Below are 24918 nucleotides of genomic sequence, written 5' to 3'. Positions count from 1 at the left end.
ATGCGCATGCATCGAATGCAAACGCATTTAATTACAGTGCAATAATTTCGGCTCTCTGCTACGGTGCGCCCATGGCGGCGAAGAAGGCCGAGCAGACGCTCGTGGACCAGTGGCGGGACATCCTGGCGCTGCATGCGCGCACCCAGTGCGAGCTGGACCGTGCGCTCCACGGGCACGGCCTGTGCGCCAGCGACTTCGAGGTGCTCGACGTACTCGCCGACGTACGGCGCGCCCCGGGCGGCGACTGCTCCTATCGCGTCCAGGAGATCTCCGAGCGGGTCCATCTGAGCCAGAGCGCGCTGTCGCGACTGATCGCCCGGCTGGAGAAGGACGGACTCGTCGAGCGCGGCATGTGCTCGGAGGACCGGCGGGGTGTCCGTGTCTCGCTCACGTCGAAGGGGCGCACCCTGCACGGCGAGGTGCTCCCGGTGCAGCGCGCGGTACTGACGAGAATGCTGGCCTCGGACTGAGCGGGGCCGGGTCTCAGATCCCGGACGTCACACGCCACAGCTCGGCGAGCGAGCCGTCACCGGTCACGCCGGGGAACGGCACGCGATTCCACAGCGACAGGTACACCTGCGCTGCGGGACCGCTGATCTCGCACTCCGCGTCCCCCTCCTCGCTCCGCTCGGCCGCGGGCGGCTCCTGGGTCAGCCGTACGGTCCACACGGCGCCCTCGGCGTCCGTCGCCCGGACCCGCAGCACCCGGGGCCGCTCACTGCGCACCCTGCTCCTGGCACGGGCGTGGAAGCCGGTCAGCAGTTCGTCGATGCCGTCGGCGGCGAACTCCGCGGTGATCTCGCTCGAAGCGCCGCCCCGCGCGGACTCCGCGTCGAAGCGGTGCACCGTGGTCTCGTGCGCCTGCCTGCGCGCCCAGAACGCGAGCGGCGAGGGCGCCGGCAGGAAGTACCAGCACCGCGTGTCCGGGTCGGCGGAGGCGAGGGTGTCCACAAGGCGCTCGTGCCCCTCACGGAACCACGCCAGGAGGTCGGCGCCGTCGAGGTCGGGCAGGCCCCCGAAGGGGCGAGGGGAGGTGTGGGCGTCGGCGACGAACCCCGCCGCCCAGCGGTGCACCGCGCCCGTGTGCCGCACCAGATCCCGCACCTGCCACTCCGGGCAGGTCGGCACCTTGGCGTCGGTACCGGCCCGCTCGGCGGCCGCGGCGAGCGACCGGCCCTCCCGGTCGAGGATGCGGACGAACTCGGCAGTCTCCATGGGGGTGAGTGTGCCGCATGGAGCGCGGTCGAAGGGGGAGCGTCGCGGCGCACGCCGGATCCCTGGGCAAGTCGGCTGAGTTTCCGCAGAGTTGAGGTGTGGGGTCCTGGCCGCCGAGGACGGCGGACTCAGCCGTGACGCCGGGTGAGGAACCCGATGACGGCTGCCGTGGCGGCGAGGACGGCCACGCTGGTGAGGGCGAGCGGGAGGGAGAACCAGTCCGCCATGAAGCCGATCGCGGGCGGGCCCAGGAGCATACCGCCGTAGCCGAGCGTGGAGGCGGTGGCGACGCCGGTGGGGCCGGCGAGCGTGCCGGCGCGTTCGATGGCGACGGGGAAGAGGTTGGCGAGGCCGAGTCCCGCGATGCCGAAACCGAGGAGCGCGGCCCACAGTTCGGGGGCGAGCGCGCCGAGCAGCATGCCGGCCGCCGCGGTGGTGCCGCCGGCGATCACGGTACGGCTGCGGCCGAGCCGCTCCAGCAGGGTCGTGCCGGTGAGGCGGCCGATGGTCATGGTCAGGGCGAAGCAGGAGAAGCCGACGGCGGCGACACCGGGGGAGGTGTGGAGGTCCTCCTGGAGATGCAGGGCGCTCCACTCGGCCATGGCTCCCTCGCCGTACGCCGTGCAGAGGGCGATCAGCCCGAAGACGATCACCAGCCCACGGGTGCGCCGGCCCGGCCGGTCGGGGGCGGTGCCCGCTCGCGGTTCCGTCCGCCCGGGCGGCACGGGCGGTTCGATCCGTAGCAGCGCGCGTCCGGCCACGGCCGTCACGAGCAGACCGATGACGGTGAGGCCGAGCAGATGCCGGGTGGGCGAGAGATGCGCGGCGACCACTCCGCCGAGGCCCGCGCCGACCATGCCGCCGAGGCTGAAGGCCGCGTGGAAGCTGGGCATGATGGGGCGCTTCAGGGTGGTGACGAGGTCGACGGCCGCGCTGTTGAAGGCGACGTTGATCCCGCCGTACGCGCTGCCGAAGACCAGCAGCACGGCGCCGAGGGCCGGTGCGGAGTGGGTGAGCGGGGGGAGGGCCACGCTGAGCGAGAGGAGCACGGCGCAGGCGACGGTGACCTGGTGGTTGCCGTAGCGGCGGCACAGGCGGCCGGTGAGCATCATCGTGACGACGGCACCGGCGGAGACGCCGAGGAGGGCGAGGCCGAGGGTGCTGGCGGTGGCGTGGGTCTGTTCCTTGATGGCGGGGATGCGGACCACCCAGCCGGCGAAGATGAAGCCGTCGAGGGCGAAGAAGACGGTCAGGACCACGCGGAGTCGGCTGAGGGCGGTCCTGTCGTTCCCGTTGTCCCCGTCGTTCCCGTTGTCCCTGCTGTTCCTGTTGTTCCCTGGCACGTCGTTGTGCGTTCGGGTTTTGTTTATTGGCGGCACAAAGTCAGGCTAGGTGCGGAGGCGCGCTGGGGCAAGGTGCCTGGTGTGCGCCTGTGTCGGATCGTTGTCAGAGTGGTGCCATGTGCTGGAGTGCCACGGCCGATCTCGTCGCCGGTGCCGGGATCGCCGGCGTCGGCGTGGCCTGCGTGGCGCGAGTGCGCAGAGCGGGCGATCTCCCGATGGCCGCGCTGCCGCTGCTGCTCGGCGCGCATCAGCTGGTCGAGGCCCGGGTCTGGCACGTCGGGGGCGGAACCGGGCCCGCCACCGTCGTATGGGCGGTGATCGCCCTCCCCCTCCTGGCGGCGTGGGTGCCGCTCGCCGTCCTGTGCGCGGCACCGCGGCAGGCGTGGGGCCGGCTGGCGCTTCCCGTGGTGTGCGGCCTGGTGACCGCCGCCGTGATGGCGTACGCCATCGCCACCCGTCCCGTGCGCGCGGAGATCCGCGCGCACACCGTCGGCTACGTCCTCGGGCTGCCGCACGCCGAACTGCTCATCGCGGGCTATCTGCTCGCCACGGTCGGTGCCCTGCTGCTCTCCGGTGACCGTTGGCTGTTCGGGTTCGGCGTGCTGGCCGCGGTGGGCGCGCTGGTGTGCTCGGCGTTGTGGCGGCTGGAGTTCGTCTCGACCTGGTGCGCGTTCGCGGCGGTGTGCTCGGTGGTGGTGTTCGGGTGGGTGCGTCGGCGGGCGGCGTGTTCCCCCTGAGCATGCGTGTGCGCCTGAGCGCGTGTATTCCCCCTGAGCGTGGTGGTCCCGCTACCGGGACCGGTGATCCTGCCAGCGGGAGGGGCCTGGCTGGGCAGGTGCCCGCGGCGCAGGGTGGGCTGATGAACATCAGTGAGACGTCACAGCCCCGCAGCCGTGTGACACCGCTGCGCCGGCTCAGGGGAGACATGTACGTACCACGCGGGACCACTGCGCCCAGCCTGCGCCGGCAGAACGACGAGCAGGCCGCCAGGAGAGGGTCCGACGGCGGTCGGTCCCGCTGAGTCTCGGGGACATGGGGCAGACTGCCGGTTCTGTGGACACTGATTGCGGGGACACCGCTTTCGTCACCGAGCCGCTCACCGCGCGCTGCCGGGAGATCGCCGCGCGGCAGGAGCACGCCTGCGTGGGCATCAGCCTCTTCAACAGCTACTTCAAGCGGGCCCGCGTCGCCGAACTGTGCCACTGGGCCACGGCCGGCTACGAGACGGTGCAGTTCCATGTCCCCGACACCCCCTCGGAGTTCACCCTGCGCGCGCTCGGCATGCCGCCCGACAAGGCGCGACGGCGGGCCCACGAGAACGGGCTCAAGATGCGCAACCGCATCACGGCGGGGATAGCGGCGCTCGGCCTGCCCTGCACGGAGGCCCACATCCTCAACTGGCGCTTCCTGCGGGCCAACGGCTCCTTCCGGATACTGCACCGCGCGGCCCTCGCCCACTTCGAGGACAACGCCGCCTTCCGGGACCTCTGCCTGCGCGAGTCGCGTGCCGTGCTCGTCCACCGTATGCCGCCGGGATCAGCCGGACCGACGGACGGCCAAGTCCGTACCGCCGTCCGCTACTTCCTCGCTGACATCCCCTTGCTCGTCGACACGCCCGCGGTGACCGGGGTCGACTCGTCCGTCTACTGCTATCACCGCACGACGCCGTTCGTGGAGGCCCTGTACGACGGCGGCCTCCCGATCCGGCCGAGCCCGCGACAGGGATACGTCGTCGTCAGGGCTCCGCACTGATGCGTGGCCGCACCGGTCGGCGGCCCGCCGCTCTCGCCGCAGCCGCCACGGCCTCGGCGGCCAGGCGGCCAAGGCGGACACGAGTGCGGTCGCGGCAGGCGGATCGGTGACGAGGTCGACCGCCTCGCCCGCCCGGACCGGCGACGGGGGTACGGCGCCGCGTGCCACGTCGGACTCGTAGGCCTGGCGGGCCGCCGGCGGTCCGGATACGGGTGTCCGAGGGTGCTTGCCGTGTTCTTCGGGGCCATCGGGAGCCATGGGCGCTGTCTAGGACGCGGTTGCGTTCGGTGTCCTGTGCCCGTCGCCGTTGCCGTCGCCATCCCCATCCCCGGAGCAGGGCCTCGGCGACCGAGGGGTGGACGAGCGCATCGGCCGTCGTCTGGAAGCGGGTTCCGATCAGCGCCCGGGCGGCCCCCCGGCCGCCAGCGTCGGCACCGGTCCCACCAGATCCACCACGACCGGCACGAACATCAGCGTGGACCGCCCGTGCCGGGCACCGTGTCCACCGCACCCGGGCCGGCCGGTCCCGCTCAGCCCTGTGGCTCGGTGATGTCGACCATCCACGGGACGCCGAAGCGGTCCGTGCACATGCCGAACACGTCGCCCCACATCTGCTTGTCGAGCGGCACGGCCACCGAGCCGCCGGCCGACAGTCTCTCCCAGTAGCCGCGCAGCTCCGCGTCGTCGTCGCCGCTCAGGCTCACCGAGAAGTTGGTGCCAGGGCTGTGTTCCGTACCGGGCGTGGAGTCGGCGCCCATGAGGGTGAAGCCGCTCGGGGTCTCCAGCATGCCGTGCATGATCTTGTCGGCCTCGGGGGCGTCCGGCCGGCCGAAAGCACCGTAGGTGTTGAGCGTGAGCGTGCCGCCGAAGACCTCCTTGTAGAACTCCATCGCCTGCCGGGCGTCTCCGTCGAAGCTGATGTAGGGGTTGAGTCGCGAGCCCATGAAACCCTCCCGGAACGGGGCAAAGAATCAGTAGTCCGGAGGTTAGCCCGGGGCACTGACAACGGCACTCCGGGCGGGCGGAGCGGGCTCGTGCGGGGCTCTCCGGCTCCTTGACTGTCCCGGGCGCGTCCGAAGTGCGACGCTGGGACGAGAGACATCCGCCGAGGGGACTCGGAGGGCACGATGGGACGTGAAGTGCCGGCCCTGGTGTTCACGCGGGAGGACCGCCGTCGGTACCGGGAGAAGATGCACACCTGCCTCGACGTGCTGGCGCAGATGCTGCGCGAGTCGGGGTTCGAGAGTGAGCGTCCGCAGGTCGGGCTGGAGATCGAGCTCAATCTGGTGGACGACGACGGGATGCCGGCGATGCGGAACACCGAGGTGCTCCAGGCCATCGCCGACCCGGCCTGGGCGAGCGAGCTGGGGCGCTTCAACCTGGAGATCAACATCCCGCCCCGTGAGCTGACGGCCGGTGGCCCCGGTGCGTGGGAGCAGGCGATCCGTAACGCGCTCAACCACGCCGAGGAACGTGCCTCGGCCGTGGGCGCGCATCTGATCATGATCGGCATCCTGCCGACCCTGGGCGAGGGGGACGTCGGCGAGCACGCCCTGTCCGGCGATCCGCGCTACCGGCTGCTCAACGAGCAGATCTTCGCGGCGCGCGGCGAGGATCTGCGGATCAGGGTGGACGGGGTGGAACGCCTGGCGATGTACGCCGACGCCATCACACCCGAGGCCGCGTGCACCAGCACCCAGTTCCATCTCCAGGTCGCGCCGAAGGAGTTCCCGGACTACTGGAACGCGGCCCAGGCCGTCGCGGGCGTACAGATCGCCCTGGCGGCGAACTCGCCCTTCCTGTTCGGCCGGGAGCTGTGGCGCGAGACCCGTATCCCGCTGTTCGAGCAGGCCACCGACACCCGCCCGCAGGAGATCAAGGCGCAGGGTGTGCGGCCGCGGGTGTGGTTCGGCGAGCGGTGGATCACCAGCGTCTTCGATCTCTTCGAGGAGAACGTGCGCTACTTCCCCGCGCTGCTGCCGGTGTGCGACGAGGAGGACCCACAGGAGGTGCTGGACGGCGACGGAGTGCCCCAGCTGGGCGAACTGACGCTGCACAACGGCACGATCTACCGCTGGAACCGCCCCGTCTACGCCGTCACCGACAGCGGACCGCATCTGCGCATCGAGAACCGGGTCCTGCCCGCCGGACCCACCGTGGCCGACACCATCGCCAACGGCGCCTTCTACTACGGCCTGACCCGCGCGCTGGTCGACGAGGACCGGCCGGTGTGGAGCCGGATGTCCTTCTCGGTCGCCGAGGAGAACCTCCACGCGGCGGCCCGCGACGGCATCGACGCCCGTCTGTACTGGCCCGGCGTCGGTGAAGTCCCGGTCACGGAACTGGTGTTGCGGCGGCTGCTGCCGCTGGCCCACCGGGGTCTGGAGCTGGCCGGCATGGACGCGGAGTGGCGCGAGCCGCTGCTGGGCATCGTCGAGCAGCGCTGCGTCAGCGCCCGCAACGGCGCGCTGTGGCAGGCGGAGACGGTCCACCGGATGGAGAAGGAAGGCGTCCACGACCGCCAGGAGGCGCTGCGCCGGATGACCTCGACCTACATGGACTACATGCATCTCAACGCGGCCGCGCACACCTGGCCCGTGGACTGAGACCGGTCAGCCCCGCCATTCCCGGGCGGCCGTCAGCGGAACGGGGGCCGGGGGCCGCGTCGAGGTCGTCAGCTCGACGCGCCGGCCCTCGGCCGACGAGCGGAGCAGCGCGGTCATCGTCTCCAGTACGTGCAGGGCGAGTTCACCGTCGGCGCGCGGCGCCCGCTGTGCGTCGGCGGTGACGAAGTCCAGCAGGCCGATGCCCCGCGAGCCGTCGACGTAGCCCGCCGACGGCGGGAGCCTGCGCCACCCGGTGTCGCCGAGTCCGAAGAGCCGTACCTCGCCGTCGAAGTGGTTCGGGTCCGGCACCGAGAGGGTCCCGGTCTCGCCGTGGACCTCGATCGGTGCCGCGGTCGTGGTCACGCCGTCGAAGCTCGTCGTGATCGTCGTCAGCGTCCCGTCGGTGTGTTCGAGCACTCCGGAGACATGGCTGTCGACCTCGACCGGTATCCGCTCGCCCGCGCGGGGGCCGGAGGCGATGACGCGCTCGGTGCGCAGTCGGCTGGACGCCCCGGTCACGGCCCTTACCGGGCCCAGGAGATGGACCAGGGAGGTGAGGTAGTAGGGGCCCATGTCCAGGAGGGGGCCGCCGCCGGTGGTGTAGTAGAAGTCGGGGTGGGGGTGCCAGCGTTCGTGCCCGGGGGTGATCATCACGGCCGAGGCGAACAGGGGGCGTCCGATGCTCCCCGCCTCGACGGCCGCCCGGGCCGTCTGGATCCCGGTGCCCAGGACGGTGTCCGGTGCGCAGCCCACCCCGACGCCCGCCTTCGCGGCGGCCTCCAACACGGCGTGGGCGTCGGTGAGTTCGGCGGCGAGCGGCTTCTCCCCGTAGACGTGCTTGCCGTGCGCGATCGCGCCGAGGGCGATCTCGGCGTGGGCCGCGGGGACGGTGAGGTTCAGGACCGTGTCCACGTCCGGGCTGCTCAGCAACTCCTGGACGGTCAGCGCCCGGACGCCGGGGAACTCGGCGGCGACCGCGGCCGAGCGGGCGGCGTCCAGGTCGGCGACCGCGGTGACCCGGACGGTGGGAAGGCCGACGAGTGTGTCCAGATAGGCGCGGGAGATGACGCCGAGACCTACGACGCCGATGCGGTGCGCGTCGCCCACAGCATGCCCCTCTCGATGACGGTACGGACGTTGGGGTTCTCCAGCACGTCGAGGCTGTGCCCCGGCGTCGTCACGACGATCCGCCCGGCGCCCCACTGCCGGGTCCAGACCGCCGGCGCGGTGACCGGCCGGTGCCAGGGCTGCCAGGGCCGGGTGGGATGGGTGGTGGTGGCCAGTACGTCGATCAGGTCGTCGTGGAGCACCCAGTACTGCTCGGTGGTCAGCTCGAAGTCCTCGATGCCCGCGGTGACGGGGTGTTCGCGGCCGAGTTCGGTGAGGGTGACGGTGTGCGGCAGGAAGTTGTCCGACTCCTCGCCCCGGCGCTCGCAGGGCTCCTTGCCGGGGTGGGTCGCGAACTGGCCGCCCACCAGGTGGAGATAGTCGGAGGAGGCGCGGAAGGAGTCGGCGATTCCGCCGTGCCAGCCGGTGAAGCCGGTGCCGGCCACGACCGCCGTGCTCAGCCCCGCCAGTTGCCCGGCGGTGATCTCCGACATCGTGACGCACTGCACGACGAGGTCGGTGGCGGCCATCGTGGCGGTGTCGGCGTAGACCTCGGTCGTCTCCTCGACGCGGACGGTGTATCCGTTGCCTCGCAGGAAGGGCACGAACAACTCCGTGGCCTCGACCGGCCGGTGTCCCTCCCATCCGCCTCGGACCACCAGGGCCTTCTTGTCTGTCATGTGGTTCCTTCGCCGAGCCCGTCGAACTGCGCCCTTCACTATGCGTCAGTGGCTCGCGCCCGGGAAAGGGCTGTCGGCTTCCGCGAAAGTTTCGCCTCCTCGCGGGAGTTGGTCTGCACCAAGCCCTTGACATGTTCATATCTCATTTCTTAAATCACGTAGTGAACTAAGTCACCCCCCACCCGCAGAAGCGGAGAAGCAATGCTCCGACTCCCCAGACCGACCGTGGCGTTCGTGGCCGCGGCCGCCGTCGCCTCGGCCCTCGTCGTCCTGGAGCCCACCGAGGCGGCCGCCGCCCTGCCCGGCAGTTGGGCCACGGTCGTGAACTCCGGCAGCGGCAAGTGCCTGGACGCCCGGTCGGCCGCGACCGTGAACGGCACCGCCGTGCAGCAGTACACCTGCAACAGCACCACCGCCCAGCAGTGGAGCTTCACGCCGACCGGTGACGGCTACGTACGCATCAACAACCGCAACGACGCCGCACAGGTCGTGGACGTCAGCGACGTGTCCACGGCGGACAACGCGCCCGTGCACCTGTGGACGTACGGCGGTGGCGGCAACCAGCAGTGGCAGGCCGTCGACGAGGGCGGCGGCGCGTACCACTTCGTCAACCGCAACAGCGGCAAGTGCCTCGACGTCCCGTCCGCCTCGACGGCCGACAGTGTTCAACTCGTGCAGTACACCTGCAACGGCTCGGCCGCCCAGCGCTTCCAGGTCGCACCGGTGAGCACCGCGCCCGGGGACGTCGACCTCGGTCCGAACGTCGTCGTCTTCGACCCGTCGATGCCGTCGGCCACCATCCAGAGCCGGCTCAACCAGATCTTCCAGCAGCAGGAGACGAACCAGTTCGGCTCCCAGCGCTACGCGGTCATGTTCAAGCCCGGCACCTACAGCAACGACGTCAACGTCGGCTTCTACACCCAGGTCCTGGGCCTCGGCCAGTCACCCGACTCGGTCACCATCAACGGCGCCGTGCATGTGGAGGCCGACTGGTTCCCGCCGCAGAACGCCACCCAGAACTTCTGGCGCGGCGCGGAGAACCTCTCGGTCAACCCCACCGGCGGCACGGACCGCTGGGCGGTCTCACAGGCCTCCGGATACCGGCGTATGCATGTCCGCGGCAACCTGGAGCTGAGCGACGGCGGCTGGTCGAGCGGTGGCTTCATGGCCGACAGCAAGATCGACGGCCAGGTCCGCTCCGGCACCCAGCAGCAGTGGCTGACCCGCAACTCCCAGCTCGGCGGCTGGACCGGCGCCAACTGGAACATGGTCTTCGTCGGCAGCCAGGGCGTCCCCGGCAACAGCTTCCCCAACCCGCCCTACACCACGGTGAACCAGACCCCGAAGGTCCGGGAGAAGCCCTTCCTGTACGTCGACGCGGCGGGCGCCTACAAGGTGTTCGTGCCGTCCGTGCGCACCAACTCCTCCGCCACCAGCTGGGCGAGCGGCAACGCCCCGGGCACCTCGCTCGGCATCGACCAGTTCCACGTCGTGAAGCCGGGCGCGACCGCCGCCCAGATCAACGCCGCCCTGGCCGAGGGCAAGAACCTCCTGGTCACCCCCGGTGTCTACCACCTGAACCAGACCCTGCGGGTGACCCGCCCCGACACCGTCGTCCTCGGGCTCGGTCTCGCCACGTTCATCCCCGACAACGGCATCACCGCCATGACGGTCGCCGACGTCGACGGAGTGAAGCTCGCGGGCGTCCTCTTCGACGCGGGCACCACCAACTCGCAGACCCTCGTGGAACTCGGCCCGTCCGGCGCCGCCGCCGACCACTCGGCCAACCCCACCTCGCTGCACGACGTCTACTTCCGCGTCGGCGGCGCGGCCGTGGGCAAGGCGACCACCAGCCTCGTCGTCAACAGCGACGACGTCATCGGCGACCACATGTGGATCTGGCGCGGTGACCACGGCAGCGGTATCGGCTGGAACTCCAACACGGCGGACACCGGACTGGTGGTCAACGGCGACGACGTGACGATGTACGGCCTGTTCGTCGAGCACTACCAGAAGCACCAGACCATCTGGAACGGCAACGGCGGCCGGACGTACTTCTACCAGAACGAGATGCCCTACGACCCGCCCAACCAGGCCGCCTGGATGAACGGCTCCACCCAGGGCTACGCCGCCTACAAGGTCGCCGACTCCGTCACCAGCCACCAGGCCTACGGACTCGGCAGCTACTGCTACTTCAACGTCAACCCGAGCGTCACCGCGGAACACGCCTTCGAGGTGCCCAACACCCCGGGCGTCCGCTTCCAGAACATGGTGACCGTCTCCCTCGGCGGCACCGGCACCATCCGGCACGTCATCAACGACCGGGGAGGCCCCTCCAACTCCTCGACCAACGTGGCCAACCTGGTGAGCCACCCATGAGGGGAACACCGGATCCGGGCCGTTCGTTCGCCGTACGAGATGCCTGGGACCCGAGCTCGTAGCGCCCTTCTCACCGGTACCGGCATCGCCCTGCTCCTCGGCTGCTCCGGCGGCGGGGGAGCGGGCGGTGCGTCCACGACGGACCGGGGAGCGGCACCAGCTGCGACCAGCCCGGCGGAGTCCGCACCGGCCTCGGCGCCCGCGGCGGCTCCGACACCCCCGACGCCCCGGGCGGCCTCGCTCACCATCGAGGCGATCGGCGTCGCGAACCTGCGGGTCATCCCCTACGAGGGCACCACGGACGACCGGCCGGGCACCAGGATCCAGAACCGCGGCCTCGCCGCCAGCCCCTACGGCGAACATGGCGGCGTCGGCCCCGGCGAGGTCGGCAACTACCTCGTCACGGCCCACCGCCTCTCCAACGGCGGCCCCCTGCGCCGGCTCCCCGACCTCGACGAAGGCGACTCGGTCCTGGTGAGCTCGGGCGGAACGGTCTACGAGTACGAGATCACCGACACCAGGACGACGTCCTTCCGCTCCGCACGATCCCTCGCCGAACAGCGGGCGGCGGTCCCGGGATTCCCCGGCAGGCTCCCCACCCAGGCCGTGATCACGATCTCCACCTGTCTGACCCTGGAGGACCACGCGGCGGGCAACTACTGGCGAGACGACCACGGAAACCCCGAGCATCGCGTCGACAAGATCGGCGTGCTGTCGGCCACCCGGACCCCGGAGAATGGCTGAAGCCGGTGTGGCGCGTGGGACGTGGAGGGCTCGACAATCATCCGGAGTCGAGGAATCCGGAGTCGTCATGCGTCTGTTCCCCGTTCTCAGCCGTACCCGCGTCACCGCCCTGGCCACCGGGCTGGCCGCGACAGCCGTACTCGCCGTCGGCGCACCCGCGTCGGCGACGGCCCAGGCCGATGTCACGGCCACCCTGCGGGTCACCGTCACCGACGGCGACTCGGTCATGACCCAGACCGCCGGTCAGTACATCTGTCACAGCGGTTTCAGCGTCGGCCAGGCGAAGGACATCTCGGTCACCGTGCCCGCCGGGCAGTGGGTCCAGGTGTTCAGCAGCCACGGCTGCTACGACGCGATCGCCATCAGCGGCACCTACATCGAGACCGACGGCCAGGTCATCACCTTCACCCTCTGACACGTCAGCCCGACAGCCCAGCAGGGCACGTCAGCCCCGATAACCCCGCAGTTTCCGATACAGGGTCGCCCGGCCGATCCCCAGGGCCGCCGCCGTCCTTGCCTTGTTGCCGCCGTTGAGACGGAGGGCCTCCAGGATGGCGGCGCGCTCGGCACGTTCCATCGGTGTGAGCGGACGGGGCGCGGGTCCCTCGCGGACGAGGTCGGGGAGTTCGGTACGCCGGACCGGTCCCGACGAGCGGCGACGCTCTGCCAAGGCCCGTACGAGGTGCGCGAGTTCGGTGACGTTCCCGGGCCACGGGTGCCGCTCCAGTGCGCGCAGCGCGTCCAGGGTCCAGGTGAGCGGGGGGTGCCCCGGCGCCGGCGCGGGAGCCAGGGACGTGAGCAACTCCCGGATGTCGTCGGGCCGTTCACGCAGCGCGGGCAGAGTGACGGAGCGGGCCGCCAGCGTATCCAGGAGCCGTTGGAGACACGGGCCCGGCGCCGCTCCGGGGGTGTAGGTCACCAGCAGAGGCACACCCGGATGCGTGTCGAGGAGTGAGTTGAGGGTCGCCGTGTCGGGTGGGGCGAGCCGCTCCACGTGCCGGATGAGGAGCGGGCGGCCCTTGACCAACTCGGCGAGTTCGAGGTCGAGTTCGCCCTCGGCCGCATCGGCGATCGCCGGGTCGCCGGCCAGTTCCCGGGCGAGCGAGGTCTTCCCCGTGCCGCGCTCGCCGACGATCAGCAGCGGCTCCGGCGACGCGGCCAGCTCCACCGCGCGGCCGACCGCGTGCCGCCAGGGCAGCGACCGTCCGGCCGGCCCGACGGCGGTGCGGGGGGCGGCCGGCGGGACCGTGTGCCCGACCGGCTCCAGGACCGCGACCGCTCCGACGACCGAGCCCCGGTGGGCGACGAGGCTGACGGTGGCGGCAGTTCCCGGACCGTCGGAGACCCGTATCCGCGTCTCCGTCCGCTCCCGCACCTGTGCGACGACTCGCTGCTCCAGCGCCTCCAGTTGCTCCGGCGACAGCAGCTGTCCCGCCGCCTCGCTGACGAACCGGTTGCGGCCGTCCAGGGCGACCACCGCACGCCCCGGCTGTCCGGCGGCCCGCAGATAGGCGTCCAGCAGCACCCGTTCCGCCGCCCGTGACCGTGCCAGGAGTTCCGCCTCCACCGCGATCACCGCGGCCTCGGCGACCGGGGCACCCGGATGCGGGCCGCACTCGACGCACAGCCCGCAGGACACGGTCACCGTGCCCAGCAGCCGGCCGGTCTCCGGCTCCCGCACCGGCACACTGACCCCGGAGACGTCCTGCCACAGATCGAGGAAGTGCTCGGGCCCGTGCACCTCGGCCCGGCGCCGGGTGTGCAGGGCGAGGGCCGCGCTGTTGTGGCCGACCGCCTGTTCGGAGAGATCGTGGTGGGGGTGGTCCGGGGTGAGTCCGGTGGCCCAGAGCACCCGCAGCCGGTCGTCGGTGAGGACGAGCGTGGTCCGCCCGCTGTCGAGGGTGGGGGCGATGCGCTCCAGCACGGGCCGGGCCGCCGTCAGCAAGGGCGACTCGGGCGGTGAGACGGCGGGCGCCGATTCCCGTACGTCATGTCGTACCCCGAAGAACCGGGCGCGCTTCCACGCGGCGAGGACCTCTTCCGGTACCCCGTCCGGCAGTGGGTGCCCGCGCAGGAACAGCTCGCGGGCCCTGCGCAGCGAGGCGAGGGCGGGGCGGGCGGTGGGGCGCTCTGCGGTGGTCACGGCACGGCTCACCCTACCGGGAACGGTTGAACGGGCAACAATCCCGGGGTCTCCCTCTCCCCGACCGGGCTGTCTCGAATTGAGACACCCGCGCTCCCGCACCCCCGTACATGATCTTGGACAGTAGGTGCCTGTTCTCATTCCCTGGAGCGTCCCCCGTGCAGACCGTCGAGCCCGATGTCGTGACCGACGTACTGATCGTCGGCAGTGGTCCCGCGGGCGGCGCCGCCGCACTCGCCCTGAGCAGCTACGGCGTACCCAACATCGTCGTCACGCGCTACGCGAGCCTCGCCGACACGCCCAGGGCGCACATCACCAACCAGCGCACCATGGAGGTGCTGCGCGACCTCGGTGTCGAGGACGAGGTCGTCGCGAAGGCCACCCCGCAGCAGCTGATGGGCAACACGACCTTCTGCACCAGCCTCGCCGGCGAGGAGCTCGGCCGGGTCCGCTCCTGGGGCAACGATCCGCTCGTCCAGGCCGCGCACGAACTCGCCAGCCCCACCCGGATGTGCGACATGCCCCAGCACCTCATGGAACCGGTGCTCATGGACGCCGCGGTCTCGCGTGGGACGAACCTGCGCTTCAGCACCGTCTACAAGTCCTTCGTCCAGGACGACTCCGGTGTCACGGTCACCGTCGAGGACCGGCTGCGCGGCGACGAGTACACCATCCGCGCCAAGTACCTGATCGGCGCCGACGGCGGCCGGTCGCAGGTCGCCGAGGACGCCGGGCTGCCGATGGGCGGCCAGATGGGAGTGGCCGGCAGCATCAACATCGTCTTCGACGCCGACCTGTCGAAGTACACCGCCCACCGCCCCTCCACGCTCTACTGGGTCCTCGCCCCGGGTGCCACCGTGGGCGGCATCGGCGCGGGCCTGGTGCGCTGTGTGAGGCCCTGGAACGAGTGGCTGATCGTGTGGGGCTACGACGTGAACGCCGGCGCCCCCGACCTGACCACCGCATACGCCGAGTCCGTCGTACGCCGGCTGGTCGGCGACGACGACATCCCGGTGACCATCAAGTCCTCCTCCGCCTGGACCGTCAACGAGATGTACGCCGAGACCTACTCCGCGGGCCGGGTCTTCTGCGCCGGCGACGCCACGCACCGCCACCCGCCGTCCAACGGCCTGGGCTCCAACACCTCCATCCAGGACTCCTACAACCTGGCCTGGAAGCTCAAGCTCGTCCTCGACGGCACCGCCTCCCCGAAGCTGCTCGACACCTACACCGCCGAACGCGCCCCGATCGGCAGGCAGATCGTCACCCGCGCCAACAAGTCCATCGGCGAGACCGCCCCGGTCTTCGAAGCCCTCGACGGGCTCTCCCCACAGACCCCCGAGCAGCTGTGGGCCAACATCGCCGCCCGCAAGGAGGACACCGAGGCCGCCGAGAAGCAGCGGGCGCGGCTGCGGGAGGCGATCGCGTTCAAGGCCTACGAGTTCAACGCGCACGGCGTCGACCTCAACCAGCGCTACACCTCCACCGGGATCGTCCCCGACGGCACCGACGACCCCGGCTTCGACCGCGACCCCGAACTCCACCACCAGCCGTCCTCCCGCCCCGGCGCCAGACTCCCGCACGCCTGGATCACCTCCGGCACCCGCACCCTCTCCACCCTCGACACCGTCGGACAGGGCCGCTTCACACTGATCACCGGCATCGGCGGCACCGACTGGGTACGGGCGGCCGACGCCCAGGACCTGGAGATCGCCACCGTCGTCATCGGCCCGGGCCAGGAGTACGAGGACCCGTACGGCGACTGGGCGCGGCTGAGCGAGGTCGCCGACGGGGGAGCACTCCTCGTACGGCCCGACGGGTACGTCGCCTTCCGGCACGCGACGGCGGCCGCCTCCGGTGCGGACGCCGAGCACACGCTCACCGAGGCCGTGCGGCGCATCCTCGGGCACGCCTGATGAGCGCCGAACTCACCCGGAGCGTGGTCGACAGCCTCGACGGCACGCCGGACCCCCGGCTGCGCGCACTGCTCGCCGCCCTCACCCGCCATCTGCACGCCTTCGTCCGGGAGACCGAGCCGACCATGGCGGAGTGGGAGCAGGCCGTCGGCTTCCTGACGGCGACCGGGCAGACCTGCACGGACACCCGCCAGGAGTTCATCCTGCTGTCGGACGTGCTCGGCGTCTCGATGCTGGTGGAGACGGTCAACAGCGCAGAGGGAGGTACCGAGAGCACGGTCCTGGGGCCCTTCCACATGACCGAGTCACCGGTCCGTGCCCTCGGCGCGGACATCGACCTGGTCGGCGGCGGCGAGCCGTGCGTGGTCAGCGGACGGGTGCTGTCGGCGGACGGCACCCCGCTGCCGGGCGCGCTCCTGGACGTCTGGCAGGCCGACGGCAACGGCTTCTACGACGTCCAGCAGCCGGGGATCCAGCCCGCGGGCAACGGACGCGGGCTGTTCACTGCGGACGACGAGGGCCGCTTCTGGTTCCGCACCTGTGTGCCGAGCCCGTACCCGATCCCCACCGACGGCCCCGTCGGGAAACTGCTGCGGGCCACGGGCCGGCATCCCTACCGTCCGGCCCACATCCACTTCATCGCCACGGCCGAGGGACACGAGCCGGTCACCACGCACATCTTCGTGGCGGGCGGCGACTACCTCGACTCGGACGCGGTGTTCGCGGTCAAGCAGAGCCTCGTCCAGGACTTCACGCAGACCGACGACCCCGTCCTGGCACGGGAGTTCGGCGTCCCGACCCCGTTCCGGCACGCCCGCTTCGACCTCGTCCTCAACTCGGTCCGCCCGTGAAGGAGTTCACGTACGAGGCCCAGCCGATGCGGGTCGTCCTGCGCCCCGGCGCCGCCGAAACCGCGGTCCCCGGCGAGGTCGAACGACTGGGGCTGCGAAGGGTGTTGGTGGTCAGCGGGCCACGGGGCGCGCGGACCGCCCGGGCCGTCGCGGACGCGCTCGGCGGTGACTGCGCGGGGCTGCACACCGAGGCGCGGATGCATGTGCCCGCCGAGGTCGCCGACCGGGCCGTGGCGGTCGCGCGGGCCGCCGGAGCCGACGGCTGTGTGGCCGTGGGCGGCGGCTCCGCCATCGGCCTCGGCAAGGCGATCGCGCTGCGCACCGGACTGCCGCTGGTCGCCGTGCCCTCCACGTACTCCGGCTCCGAGATGACCCCCGTCTGGGGCCTGACCGAACACGGGGCCAAGCGCACCGGCCGCGATCCCTCGGTCCTGCCGCGCAGTGTCGTCTACGACCCCGAACTCACCCTGTCCCTCCCGGTGGACCTCTCCGTGACCAGCGGCGTCAACGCCCTCGCGCACGCGGCCGAGGCCCTGTACGCGCCGGACGCCTCGCCACTGGTGTCACTGATGGCCGAGGAGGGCGTACGCGCCATGGCCGACGCCCTGCCCGCCCTGACCGCCGCTCCCCGGGACCTGGACGCCCGCGGCCGGGCCCTGTACGGAGCCTGGCTCTGCGGTGCCGCGCTCGGCGCGACCACCATGGGGCTGCACCACAAGCTCTGCCATGTCCTCGGCGGCACCTACGGCCTGCCGCACGCCGAGACGCACACCGTGGTCCTGCCCTACGCCCTCGCGTACAACGCGCCCGCCGCGCCCGAGGCCATGGCGGCGCTCGGCCGGGCCCTGGGCACGGACGACGTCCCGAGTGCGGTGCGGGACCTCGCCGATGGTCCCGGCGTACCCCGCTCGCTGGCCGAACTCGGCCTGGCCGAGGCCGATGTGGCGGCGGCCGCGCAGGTGGCGGCCGAGCAGGCGTACCCCAACCCGCGCGAGGTCACCGCGCAGGGCGCGCTGGACGTGCTGAGAGCGGCGTACACGGGCGACCGGCCGCGCAGGGATTCCTGAAGAACGCCGGGACTCCCGAGGAGCACCGAGTCTCCTGAAGAACACCGCGACTCCTGAAGAGCACCGAGTCTCCTGAAGAACACCGCGACTCCTGAAGAGCACCGCGACTCCTGAAAAACCAGAACGGAAAGGTGGACCCCATGCCCCTCGGACTGCTCCGGCGGCGACTGAAGAATGCCTCCGGAGGTGCCGCGGGCCTCGCGCTGCCGGTCCCGGCCGGCGCGGGCGTCGTCTGCCGCGAGGTCCTCGACCCGGTGAACCAACCGCTCGGCGGTGCCGAGGTGACGGTGACCGAACTCCGCAGCCACCAGGTCGCGGCACGCGGCACCACGGATCCGTACGGCCTGTTCCTGGCCGCGCTGCCGCCGGGCGGCTACAGCCTGATGATCGTGGCCGAGGGACTGGAACCGCACCGCGAGAGCATCGACGTCGTCGCCGACGCGGGCCTGGAGTCCCAGCGCGTCTGGCTCCAGCCGGCCCGGCAGGCCGAACTCCCGGTCCCCGGCACCTGGCTCTTCGACCCGCCGCACACCGCGATCCGGTTCATCGCCAAGCATGTCGGCATGGCCCATGTGCACGGCCGTTTCGAACGGTTCGAGGGCGGCATCCAGGTCACCCAGGACATCGGCGACTCCCGTGTGCACGTGCGCATCGACGCCTCCAGCATCACCACCGGCAACAACACCCGGGACGCACACCTGCGGTCCGCCGACTTCCTCGACGTCGAGCACTTCCCCTACATCGACTTCAGAAGCACCCGCTTCGCCTACCGGGGCGGCAGCAGGTGGTCGCTGCTGGGCACGCTGACCATGCACGGAGTGAGCCGGTCGGTGTCGCTGGACACGAACTACCTCGGCATGGTCAACGGCGGTTACGGCGAGGAACTCCGGTGCGCCGCCCTCGCCAAGGCCGAACTGCACAGGGAGGACTACACGCTCAACTGGCGGTCCATGCTGGCGCGGGGGATCGCCGTGGTCGGCCCGACGGTCCAACTGGAGCTGGACGTCCAGGCGATGTACCGCACGCACGACACACCGACGCCACCCGAGTAGGTGCGGTCACTCGGCGCGGTCACGTGGCACACCCCGCGCACAAATTCTTCACAGCGGTGAGGGTATGAGGATGTCCAAAACTGAAGTTTTCGGCGTAGGGTCCGATCATGGACGGCCCCAGCAACCGTAATTCCTCCCCCCGCCTCGCTGATCTGGCGCAACTCGTCCGTCTGCCCGCGGCGTTGAGTGTGCCCGGTGATGTCCTGGCAGGGGCCGCCGCGAGCGCGGGGACACCGTCGCCCCGCATCCTCGGCACGATGGCGTCGTCCGTGGCCCTCTACTGGGCCGGGATGGCGCTCAACGACTACGCGGACGCGACCGTCGACGCGGTGGAGCGGCCCGAACGCCCCGTGCCCTCAGGGCGGGTGGCCCGCCGTACCGCCCTCGCCACCGCCTGTGGACTCACCGCCGCCGGGCTCGGCCTCGCCGCCCTGACCGGCGGGCGGCGGGCGCTCGGTGTGGCGCTGCCGCTGACCGGACTGGTCTGGGCGTACGACCTCGGCCTCAAGTCCACCGCCGCCGGACCCGCGGCCATGGCGGGCGCCCGGGCCTGCAACGTCCTGGCCGGAGCCGAGCCGGGACGCAGGGCGTCCGCACTGCCGGCCGCCCTGCTGGTCGGCGCGCACACCTACACCGTCACGGCACTGAGCCGCCACGAGATATCCGGCGCCCCGCGCGAGGTACCCGCCGCCACGCTGGCCGGCAGCACCGCGACCGCCGTGGCCGCCGCGGCACTTCCGGGCCTGCGCGGGCACGGCAGGACCGCCCGGACCGGCGCGGCCCTGGGAGCGCTCGCCTACCTCGCCTCGTACGGCACCGCGCAGGCCCGCGCGGCACGCGAACCGTCCGCGACGAACGTGCGGAACGCGGTGGGCACCGGGATCATGTCGCTGATGCCCCTCCAGGCGGCGCTCACCGCGGGGGGCGGCAGTACCGGGCTCGCCGGGATCCTGGCCGCGGCGCATCCGCTGGCCCGCAGACTCGCGCGGAAGGTGTCGCCGACGTGACCCCGAAACCCGGGCCTCCGGAGCGCCTTCGGTTCGGGTTCGGCACCAACGGCTTCGCCTGCCACCGCCTCGACGACGTACTGACCGTCCTCGCCGACCTGGGATACGACTCCGTCGGCCTCACCCTGGACCACGGCCACCTCGACCCGTACGCCTCCGACCTGCCCCGCCAAGTCGACCGACTCGCACGGCGGTTGGACCGCCTCGGCCTCGCCGTCATGGTGGAGACCGGAGCGCCCTACCTCCTGGACCCGTGGCACAAGCACCACCCCACCCTGATGTCCCCGGCCGACAGCGGGCGGCGCGTCGACCTGCTGGCGCGCGCGGTGCGCGTCGCGGCCGACCTCGGCGCCCCGGCCGTCCAGCTGTGCAGCGGCCCGGCGCCGCGGGGCATGCCCGAGGAAGAGGCCTGGAAACGGCTGGCCGCGGGCTGCGAAGAGGTCCTGGCGATCGCCGGCGAGCACGGTGTGGCCCTGGGCTTCGAGCCCGAGCCGTACATGTTCGTCGACACCGTGCGGCGCGTCCTGGAGCTGCGGCGACTGCTCGGCGATCCCGCCCTGTTCGGCATCACCCTGGACATCGGGCACGCCCACTGCGTCGAGGAGCCCGCACTGCTCGACTGCGTGGCGCTGGCGGCGCCGCACCTGGTGAACGTGCAGATCGAGGACATGCGGCGCGGGGTCCACGAGCACCTCGAACTCGGCGCGGGCGAGATCGACTTCCCGCCCGTCCTGGCCGCGCTGAAGGCCTCCGGCTACCTCGGACCGGTCTCCGTGGAGATCCAGGGCGCCGCCCTGGACGCGCCCGACGTCGCCCGCCGCTCCCTGGAGTTCCTGAAGGCCGCCGAGCCGTCCTGAGGCCCCGACCTCCTCCGACATCAGCACATCCGAACAGGAGACCTGCGCCGTGGACCCCCACATATCCACCGCCCTCGACCGACAACTCACCCCCGACGCACGGCTCTGGCTGACCGAGGCCGTCGCCCGCGTCGGACAGGACCCCACAGCCGTACGCACCGTCTTCCCGGCCGTCGGCCGACGCTGCGGGCGCGGCCCCCTCACCCCCGGCTGGACGGTCGCCGACGCCGCCCGCGCCCGACTCCTCGCGGCCCTGCCACTGCGCGGAGCGGAACTCGCCGAGGAGGTCACCGCCCTGCACCGGTACGGGGACGCCGCCGAACAGCGGGCCGTACTAAGGTCGTTGGCCCTGCTGGAGAAGGCGGATCCCTCCTTCGTCGACCTGGGCCTGCCACTCGTCCACATCGCGCTGCGCGGCAACGACACCGGCCTGATCGAGTCGGCCCTCGGCCCGTACGCCGCACGTCACCTGGACTACGACGGCTACCGGCACGCCGTACTGAAGTGCGTGTTCTGCGAGATCCCCCTCGACCGGGTCGCAGGCCTTCAGGAACGCGCGGACCGCGAACTCGCCCGGATGCTCGCCGACTTCGCCCACGAGCGGGTCGCCGCAGGCCGGACCGTCCCCGCGGACGTCTGGCCGATCCTGCGCGCCCACCCCGGCACGCTGGAGGCCTCCGGGCTGCCCGCCGAAGCCGACTCACCCGTCCCCGCCCGCCGAACCGCCGCCGAACAGGCCCTCGCCGCCTTCACCGGAGCAGCATGATGCGCATCTTCGACCCGCACATCCACATGACCTCACGCACCACCGACGACTACGAGGCCATGTACGCGGCCGGGGTCCGCGCGGTGGTGGAACCCTCCTTCTGGCTCGGCCAGCCACGCACCTCGGTGGAGAGCTTCACCGACTACTTCGACGCGCTGCTCGGCTGGGAGCCGTATCGCGCCGCGCAGTTCGGCATCCAGCACCGCTGCACCATCGCCCTCAACCCGAAGGAGGCCAACGACCCACGCTGCACCGGGGTGTTGGACGTCCTGCCGCGCTACCTGGCCAAGGACCGCGTGGTGGCCGTCGGCGAGATCGGCTACGACTCCATGACCCCCGAGGAGGACGAGGCCCTGGCCCGCCAGCTCCAACTCGCCATCGAGCACGAACTGCCCGTCCTCGTCCACACCCCGCACCGCGACAAGGCCGTCGGCACCCGCCGCACCCTCGACGTCGTGCGCGAGTCCGGCATCCCGCCCGAGCACGTCCTCGTCGACCATCTCAACGAACTCACCGTGGGCATGGTCGCCGACAGCGGCTGCTGGGCGGGCTTCTCCATCTACCCGGACACCAAGCTGACCGAGGACCGCATGGTGCGCATCCTCCAGGAGCACGGCACCGAGCGGATGCTCGTCAACTCGGCCGCCGACTGGGGGCGCAGCGACCCGCTCAAGACCCGCAGGACCGCCGACGCGATGCTCGCCGCCGGCTTCGACGACGACACCGTCGACCAGGTCATGTGGCGCAACCCGGTCGCCTTCTACGGGCAGAGCGGCCGACTCGACCTGGAGGACGTCAAGGCCGACGGCACGGCCCTCTTCGCGGGCAACTCGATCAAACGCGGCGGGGAGTGACCCCGCCGTGCGCTTCCGGCACCCCGACGGCACCACCGTCCACCTCGCCTATTGCAGCAACGTCCACCAGGCCGAGGACCTCGACGGAGTGATCGGCCAACTCGCCACGTACGCCGAGCCCGTACGGGAGAACCTCGGCGCCGACCTGCTCGGCATCGGCCTGTGGCTGGCCCGCGACGTGGTCACCGAACTGTCCGCCGATCCCGACGCCGTACGCCGCCTGCGCGCCGAACTCACCGCGCGCGGCCTGGAGACGGTCACCCTCAACGCGTTCCCCTACGGCGGATTCCACCGCGAGGTCGTGAAGAAGGACGTCTACCTGCCCGACTGGGCCGACCCCGCCCGGCTGGACTACACGGTCGACTGCGCCCGGGTCCTGGCCGGGCTGCTGCCCGACGACGCCCGGCGCGGCAGCGTCTCCACTCTTCCGCTGGCCTGGCGCACACCGTGGCCGGCCGGGGCGCGGGACTCCGCACGGCGGGCCCTCGACCAACTCGCGAGCCGGCTCGCCGAGTCGGCGCGGGAGACCGGCCGGACGATCAGGGTCGGGTTCGAGCCCGAGCCCGGATGCGTGGTGGAGAACACCGTCCAGGCCGCCCGGGAACTCGGGGGAGTGGACCCCGAGTGGCTCGGGATCTGCCTCGACACCTGCCACCTCGCCGTGCAGTTCGAGGAACCGGCCGCCGCGCTGCGCCGGATCGCCGACGCCGGGCTCCCGGTCGTCAAGGTGCAGGCGTCCAGCGCGCTCCAGGCCGACGACCCCGCCGACCCCGAGGCCCGGCGCGCGCTGGCCCGGTTCGCGGAACCCCGGTTCCTGCACCAGACACGCACCGCCCCGAACGGCACCGTCACCGGCGTGGACGACCTCCCCGAGGCCCTGGCGGGCGGCCTCGACCCGCACTCGCCCTGGCGGGTGCACTTCCACGCACCCCTGCACGCCGCACCCGAGCCGCCGCTCAGCACGACCGCGAGCGAACTGACCGCCTCTCTGGGCGCGTTGCTCGGTGGCCCGCGAGCCGTGAGCGACCACATCGAGGTCGAGACCTACACCTGGTCCGTCCTCCCCGAACACCTGCGGCCCCACGACCGCGCGGGCCTCGTCGCGGGACTGGCCGCCGAACTGGCCTGGACCCGCGACCGGTTCGAGGAACTCGGCCTCAAGCCCCTCTCAGGATCGGAGCCCCTCTCATGACCCGACTGGTCGTCCTCGACATCGTCGGCCTCACTCCCCGCATGCTCCGCCACATGCCCGCCGTCTCGGCCGTCGCCGAGCAGGGCTTCCAAGCCCGGCTCAACACCGTGCTGCCCGCCGTGACCTGCTCCGTGCAGTCCACCCTCCTCACCGGCGCACCGCCCTGCGAGCACGGGATCGTCGGCAACGGCTGGTACTTCCGGGACCTCGGCGAGGTCCTGCTGTGGCGCCAGCACAACGCCCTCGTCGGCGGCGAGAAGATCTGGCACACCGCCCGCAAGGCCGACCCCGACTACAAGGTCGCCAACGTCTGCTGGTGGTACGCCATGGGCGCCGACGTCGACCTCACCGTCACCCCCCGACCGATCTACTACTCCGACGGCCGCAAGGAACCCGACTGCTACACCTGGCCGCCCGCCCTGCACGACGAACTCACCGACCGTCTCGGCGACTTCCCCCTGTTCACCTACTGGGGCCCCAACGCCGGCCTGCCCTCCAGCCAGTGGATCCTCGCCGCCGCCCGGCAGATCTTCGACGAACACCGCCCCGACCTGACCCTGGTCTACGTCCCGCACCTCGACTACGAGCCCCAGCGCTCCGGCCCCGACTCCCCGCAGACCGCCCGTGAGGCCCGCCGCCTCGACGACGCGCTGCGGCCCCTGCTGGAGCACTTCCGGCGCGAGAACGCGACCGTCGTGATCCTCAGCGAGTACGGCATCGCGCCCGCCTCCCGCCCCGTCGACATCAACCGGGCCCTGCGCGGCGCCGGACTGCTCGAAGTGCACACCCAGGACGGTATGGAGTACCTCGACCCCTGGACGTCCCGCGCCTTCGCCGTCGCCGACCACCAGATCGCCCACGTCTACGTCCGCGACCCGGCGGACACCGCGGCCGTGGCGAAGATCGTCGCCGAACTCCCCGGCGTGGACCAGGTGCTGGACGCCGAGGGCAAGGCGGCCCACGGCCTCGACCACGAACGCTCGGGCGAACTGGTCGCCGTCGCGGAGTCCGACGCCTGGTTCACGTACTACTACTGGCTGGACGACGACCGCGCCCCCGACTTCGCCCGCCAGGTCGAGATCCACCGCAAGCCCGGCTACGACCCCGCCGAACTCCTCTACGACCCCACGGTCCCCGCCGTGAAGGCCCGCGCCATCGGCCAGGTCGCCCGCAAGAAGGCCGGCCTGCGCTACCGCATCCAGACCGTCCCCCTGGACCCCTCCGGCGTACGCGGCAGCCACGGCTGCCTGCCGCAGGACCCGCAGGACAGCCCCGTACTGCTGTGCTCACGGCCCGAAGCCGCACGCGACGAGATCGACGCGACCGACGTCAAGAGCCTCCTCCTGACGCTGGCCGGCATCACCACTCCCTGAACAGCCCATCACCG

General features: G+C 71.7%; 23 protein-coding genes. 17 read left to right on the top strand and 6 right to left on the bottom strand.

From position 1 onward, the window contains the following. Window positions 1-71 precede the first annotated feature (71 nt). Window positions 72-470 (top strand): MarR family transcriptional regulator, encoded by a 399-nt coding sequence (locus HLK59_RS01560; RefSeq protein ID WP_171139311.1) that lies wholly within the window; start codon window positions 72-74, stop codon window positions 468-470. Window positions 471-483: 13 nt separating this feature from the next. On the opposite strand, the gene HLK59_RS01555 is transcribed toward HLK59_RS01560, so the two are convergent. Both HLK59_RS01555 and HLK59_RS01550 read right to left on the bottom strand, forming a co-directional pair. Then, the gene (locus tag HLK59_RS01555; protein WP_171139310.1) at window positions 484-1215 is read right to left on the bottom strand and encodes a maleylpyruvate isomerase family mycothiol-dependent enzyme; all 732 of its coding nucleotides are present in this window, start codon (window positions 1213-1215) and stop codon (window positions 484-486) included. A gap of 128 nt (window positions 1216-1343) precedes the next feature. Then, the gene (locus HLK59_RS01550) at window positions 1344-2474 is read right to left on the bottom strand and encodes an MFS transporter (protein ID WP_346779621.1); all 1131 of its coding nucleotides are present in this window, start codon (window positions 2472-2474) and stop codon (window positions 1344-1346) included. A 200-nt stretch (window positions 2475-2674) separates the two neighbouring features. On the opposite strand from HLK59_RS01550, the gene HLK59_RS01545 reads away from it, so the two are divergent. Both HLK59_RS01545 and HLK59_RS01540 read left to right on the top strand, forming a co-directional pair. After that, window positions 2675-3295, top strand: coding sequence for a DUF6629 family protein (locus HLK59_RS01545; RefSeq protein ID WP_171139308.1), 621 nt, complete (start codon window positions 2675-2677; stop codon window positions 3293-3295). Between the two features lie 316 nt (window positions 3296-3611). After that, entirely contained in the window at window positions 3612-4310 is a 699-nt protein-coding gene (locus HLK59_RS01540; RefSeq protein WP_206326640.1) for a tRNA-dependent cyclodipeptide synthase, read from the top strand. 530 nt (window positions 4311-4840) lie between these two features. Here HLK59_RS01540 and HLK59_RS01535 read toward each other — a convergent pair. Then, entirely contained in the window at window positions 4841-5254 is a 414-nt protein-coding gene (locus HLK59_RS01535) for a VOC family protein (protein WP_171139306.1), read from the bottom strand. 183 nt (window positions 5255-5437) lie between these two features. Here HLK59_RS01535 and HLK59_RS01530 point away from each other — a divergent pair, with 183 nt between their 5' ends. Further along, a complete protein-coding gene (locus tag HLK59_RS01530) occupies window positions 5438-6916 on the top strand; it encodes a glutamate--cysteine ligase (protein WP_171139305.1) in 1479 nt (492 codons plus the stop codon). Window positions 6917-6922: 6 nt separating this feature from the next. On the opposite strand, the gene HLK59_RS01525 is transcribed toward HLK59_RS01530, so the two are convergent. Continuing rightward, the gene (locus HLK59_RS01525) at window positions 6923-8023 is read right to left on the bottom strand and encodes a Gfo/Idh/MocA family oxidoreductase (protein WP_171139304.1); all 1101 of its coding nucleotides are present in this window, start codon (window positions 8021-8023) and stop codon (window positions 6923-6925) included. Continuing rightward, complete coding sequence (locus HLK59_RS50695; RefSeq protein WP_171139303.1) at window positions 7993-8703, bottom strand: ThuA domain-containing protein; 711 nt, start codon at window positions 8701-8703, stop codon at window positions 7993-7995. The genes HLK59_RS01525 and HLK59_RS50695 overlap by 31 nt, the downstream gene beginning before the upstream one ends. Window positions 8704-8904: 201 nt before the next feature. Here HLK59_RS50695 and HLK59_RS01515 point away from each other — a divergent pair, with 201 nt between their 5' ends. From HLK59_RS01515 to HLK59_RS01505, 3 genes are all read left to right on the top strand, one after another. Further along, on the top strand, window positions 8905-11082 hold the full coding sequence (locus HLK59_RS01515; protein ID WP_171139302.1) for an RICIN domain-containing protein: 2178 nt from the start codon (window positions 8905-8907) through the stop codon (window positions 11080-11082). Window positions 11083-11121: 39 nt separating this feature from the next. Further along, window positions 11122-11826 carry a class E sortase gene (locus HLK59_RS01510; protein ID WP_171139301.1) on the top strand — a complete coding sequence of 235 codons (705 nt, stop codon included), beginning with the start codon at window positions 11122-11124 and terminating at the stop codon, window positions 11824-11826. A 67-nt stretch (window positions 11827-11893) separates the two neighbouring features. Next, entirely contained in the window at window positions 11894-12241 is a 348-nt protein-coding gene (locus tag HLK59_RS01505; RefSeq protein ID WP_171139300.1) for a hypothetical protein, read from the top strand. A gap of 30 nt (window positions 12242-12271) precedes the next feature. On the opposite strand, the gene HLK59_RS01500 is transcribed toward HLK59_RS01505, so the two are convergent. Beyond that, window positions 12272-13969 (bottom strand): helix-turn-helix domain-containing protein, encoded by a 1698-nt coding sequence (locus tag HLK59_RS01500; RefSeq protein ID WP_346779620.1) that lies wholly within the window; start codon window positions 13967-13969, stop codon window positions 12272-12274. A gap of 158 nt (window positions 13970-14127) precedes the next feature. Between HLK59_RS01500 and HLK59_RS01495 the strand changes: the two genes are divergently transcribed. The 10 genes from HLK59_RS01495 to HLK59_RS01450 all read left to right on the top strand — a co-directional run bounded on the left by HLK59_RS01495 (window position 14128) and on the right by HLK59_RS01450 (window position 24904). Next, entirely contained in the window at window positions 14128-15885 is a 1758-nt protein-coding gene (locus HLK59_RS01495) for an FAD-dependent monooxygenase (protein WP_346779619.1), read from the top strand. Further along, the gene (locus tag HLK59_RS01490) at window positions 15885-16736 is read left to right on the top strand and encodes an intradiol ring-cleavage dioxygenase (RefSeq protein WP_171139297.1); all 852 of its coding nucleotides are present in this window, start codon (window positions 15885-15887) and stop codon (window positions 16734-16736) included. Before HLK59_RS01495 ends, HLK59_RS01490 begins: the two co-directional genes overlap by 1 nt. A 26-nt stretch (window positions 16737-16762) precedes the next feature. Continuing rightward, on the top strand, window positions 16763-17803 hold the full coding sequence (locus HLK59_RS01485) for a maleylacetate reductase (protein WP_171139371.1): 1041 nt from the start codon (window positions 16763-16765) through the stop codon (window positions 17801-17803). 140 nt (window positions 17804-17943) lie between these two features. Beyond that, window positions 17944-18855: a YceI family protein gene (locus tag HLK59_RS01480; protein ID WP_171139296.1), complete on the top strand. Its 912-nt coding sequence runs from the start codon at window positions 17944-17946 to the stop codon at window positions 18853-18855. Window positions 18856-18962: 107 nt separating this feature from the next. Next, on the top strand, window positions 18963-19862 hold the full coding sequence (locus HLK59_RS01475) for an SCO3242 family prenyltransferase (RefSeq protein ID WP_171139295.1): 900 nt from the start codon (window positions 18963-18965) through the stop codon (window positions 19860-19862). Further along, window positions 19859-20719: a sugar phosphate isomerase/epimerase family protein gene (locus HLK59_RS01470; protein WP_171139294.1), complete on the top strand. Its 861-nt coding sequence runs from the start codon at window positions 19859-19861 to the stop codon at window positions 20717-20719. Before HLK59_RS01475 ends, HLK59_RS01470 begins: the two co-directional genes overlap by 4 nt. Window positions 20720-20768: 49 nt before the next feature. Continuing rightward, window positions 20769-21485, top strand: a complete 717-nt coding sequence (locus tag HLK59_RS01465; RefSeq protein ID WP_171139293.1) for an EboA domain-containing protein — start codon at window positions 20769-20771, stop codon at window positions 21483-21485. After that, complete coding sequence (locus HLK59_RS01460; protein WP_171139370.1) at window positions 21485-22339, top strand: TatD family hydrolase; 855 nt, start codon at window positions 21485-21487, stop codon at window positions 22337-22339. The genes HLK59_RS01465 and HLK59_RS01460 overlap by 1 nt, the downstream gene beginning before the upstream one ends. Window positions 22340-22346: 7 nt before the next feature. After that, on the top strand, window positions 22347-23531 hold the full coding sequence (gene eboE, locus HLK59_RS01455; protein WP_171139292.1) for a metabolite traffic protein EboE: 1185 nt from the start codon (window positions 22347-22349) through the stop codon (window positions 23529-23531). Beyond that, window positions 23528-24904 (top strand): nucleotide pyrophosphatase/phosphodiesterase family protein, encoded by a 1377-nt coding sequence (locus HLK59_RS01450; RefSeq protein WP_171139291.1) that lies wholly within the window; start codon window positions 23528-23530, stop codon window positions 24902-24904. The genes eboE and HLK59_RS01450 overlap by 4 nt, the downstream gene beginning before the upstream one ends. Window positions 24905-24918: the final 14 nt, after the last annotated feature.

The organism is Streptomyces sp. S3(2020) (assembly GCF_013044505.1).
Classification (GTDB): Bacteria; Actinomycetota; Actinomycetes; order Streptomycetales; family Streptomycetaceae; genus Streptomyces.
This window is presented reverse-complemented; position numbering and strand designations above follow the sequence as displayed.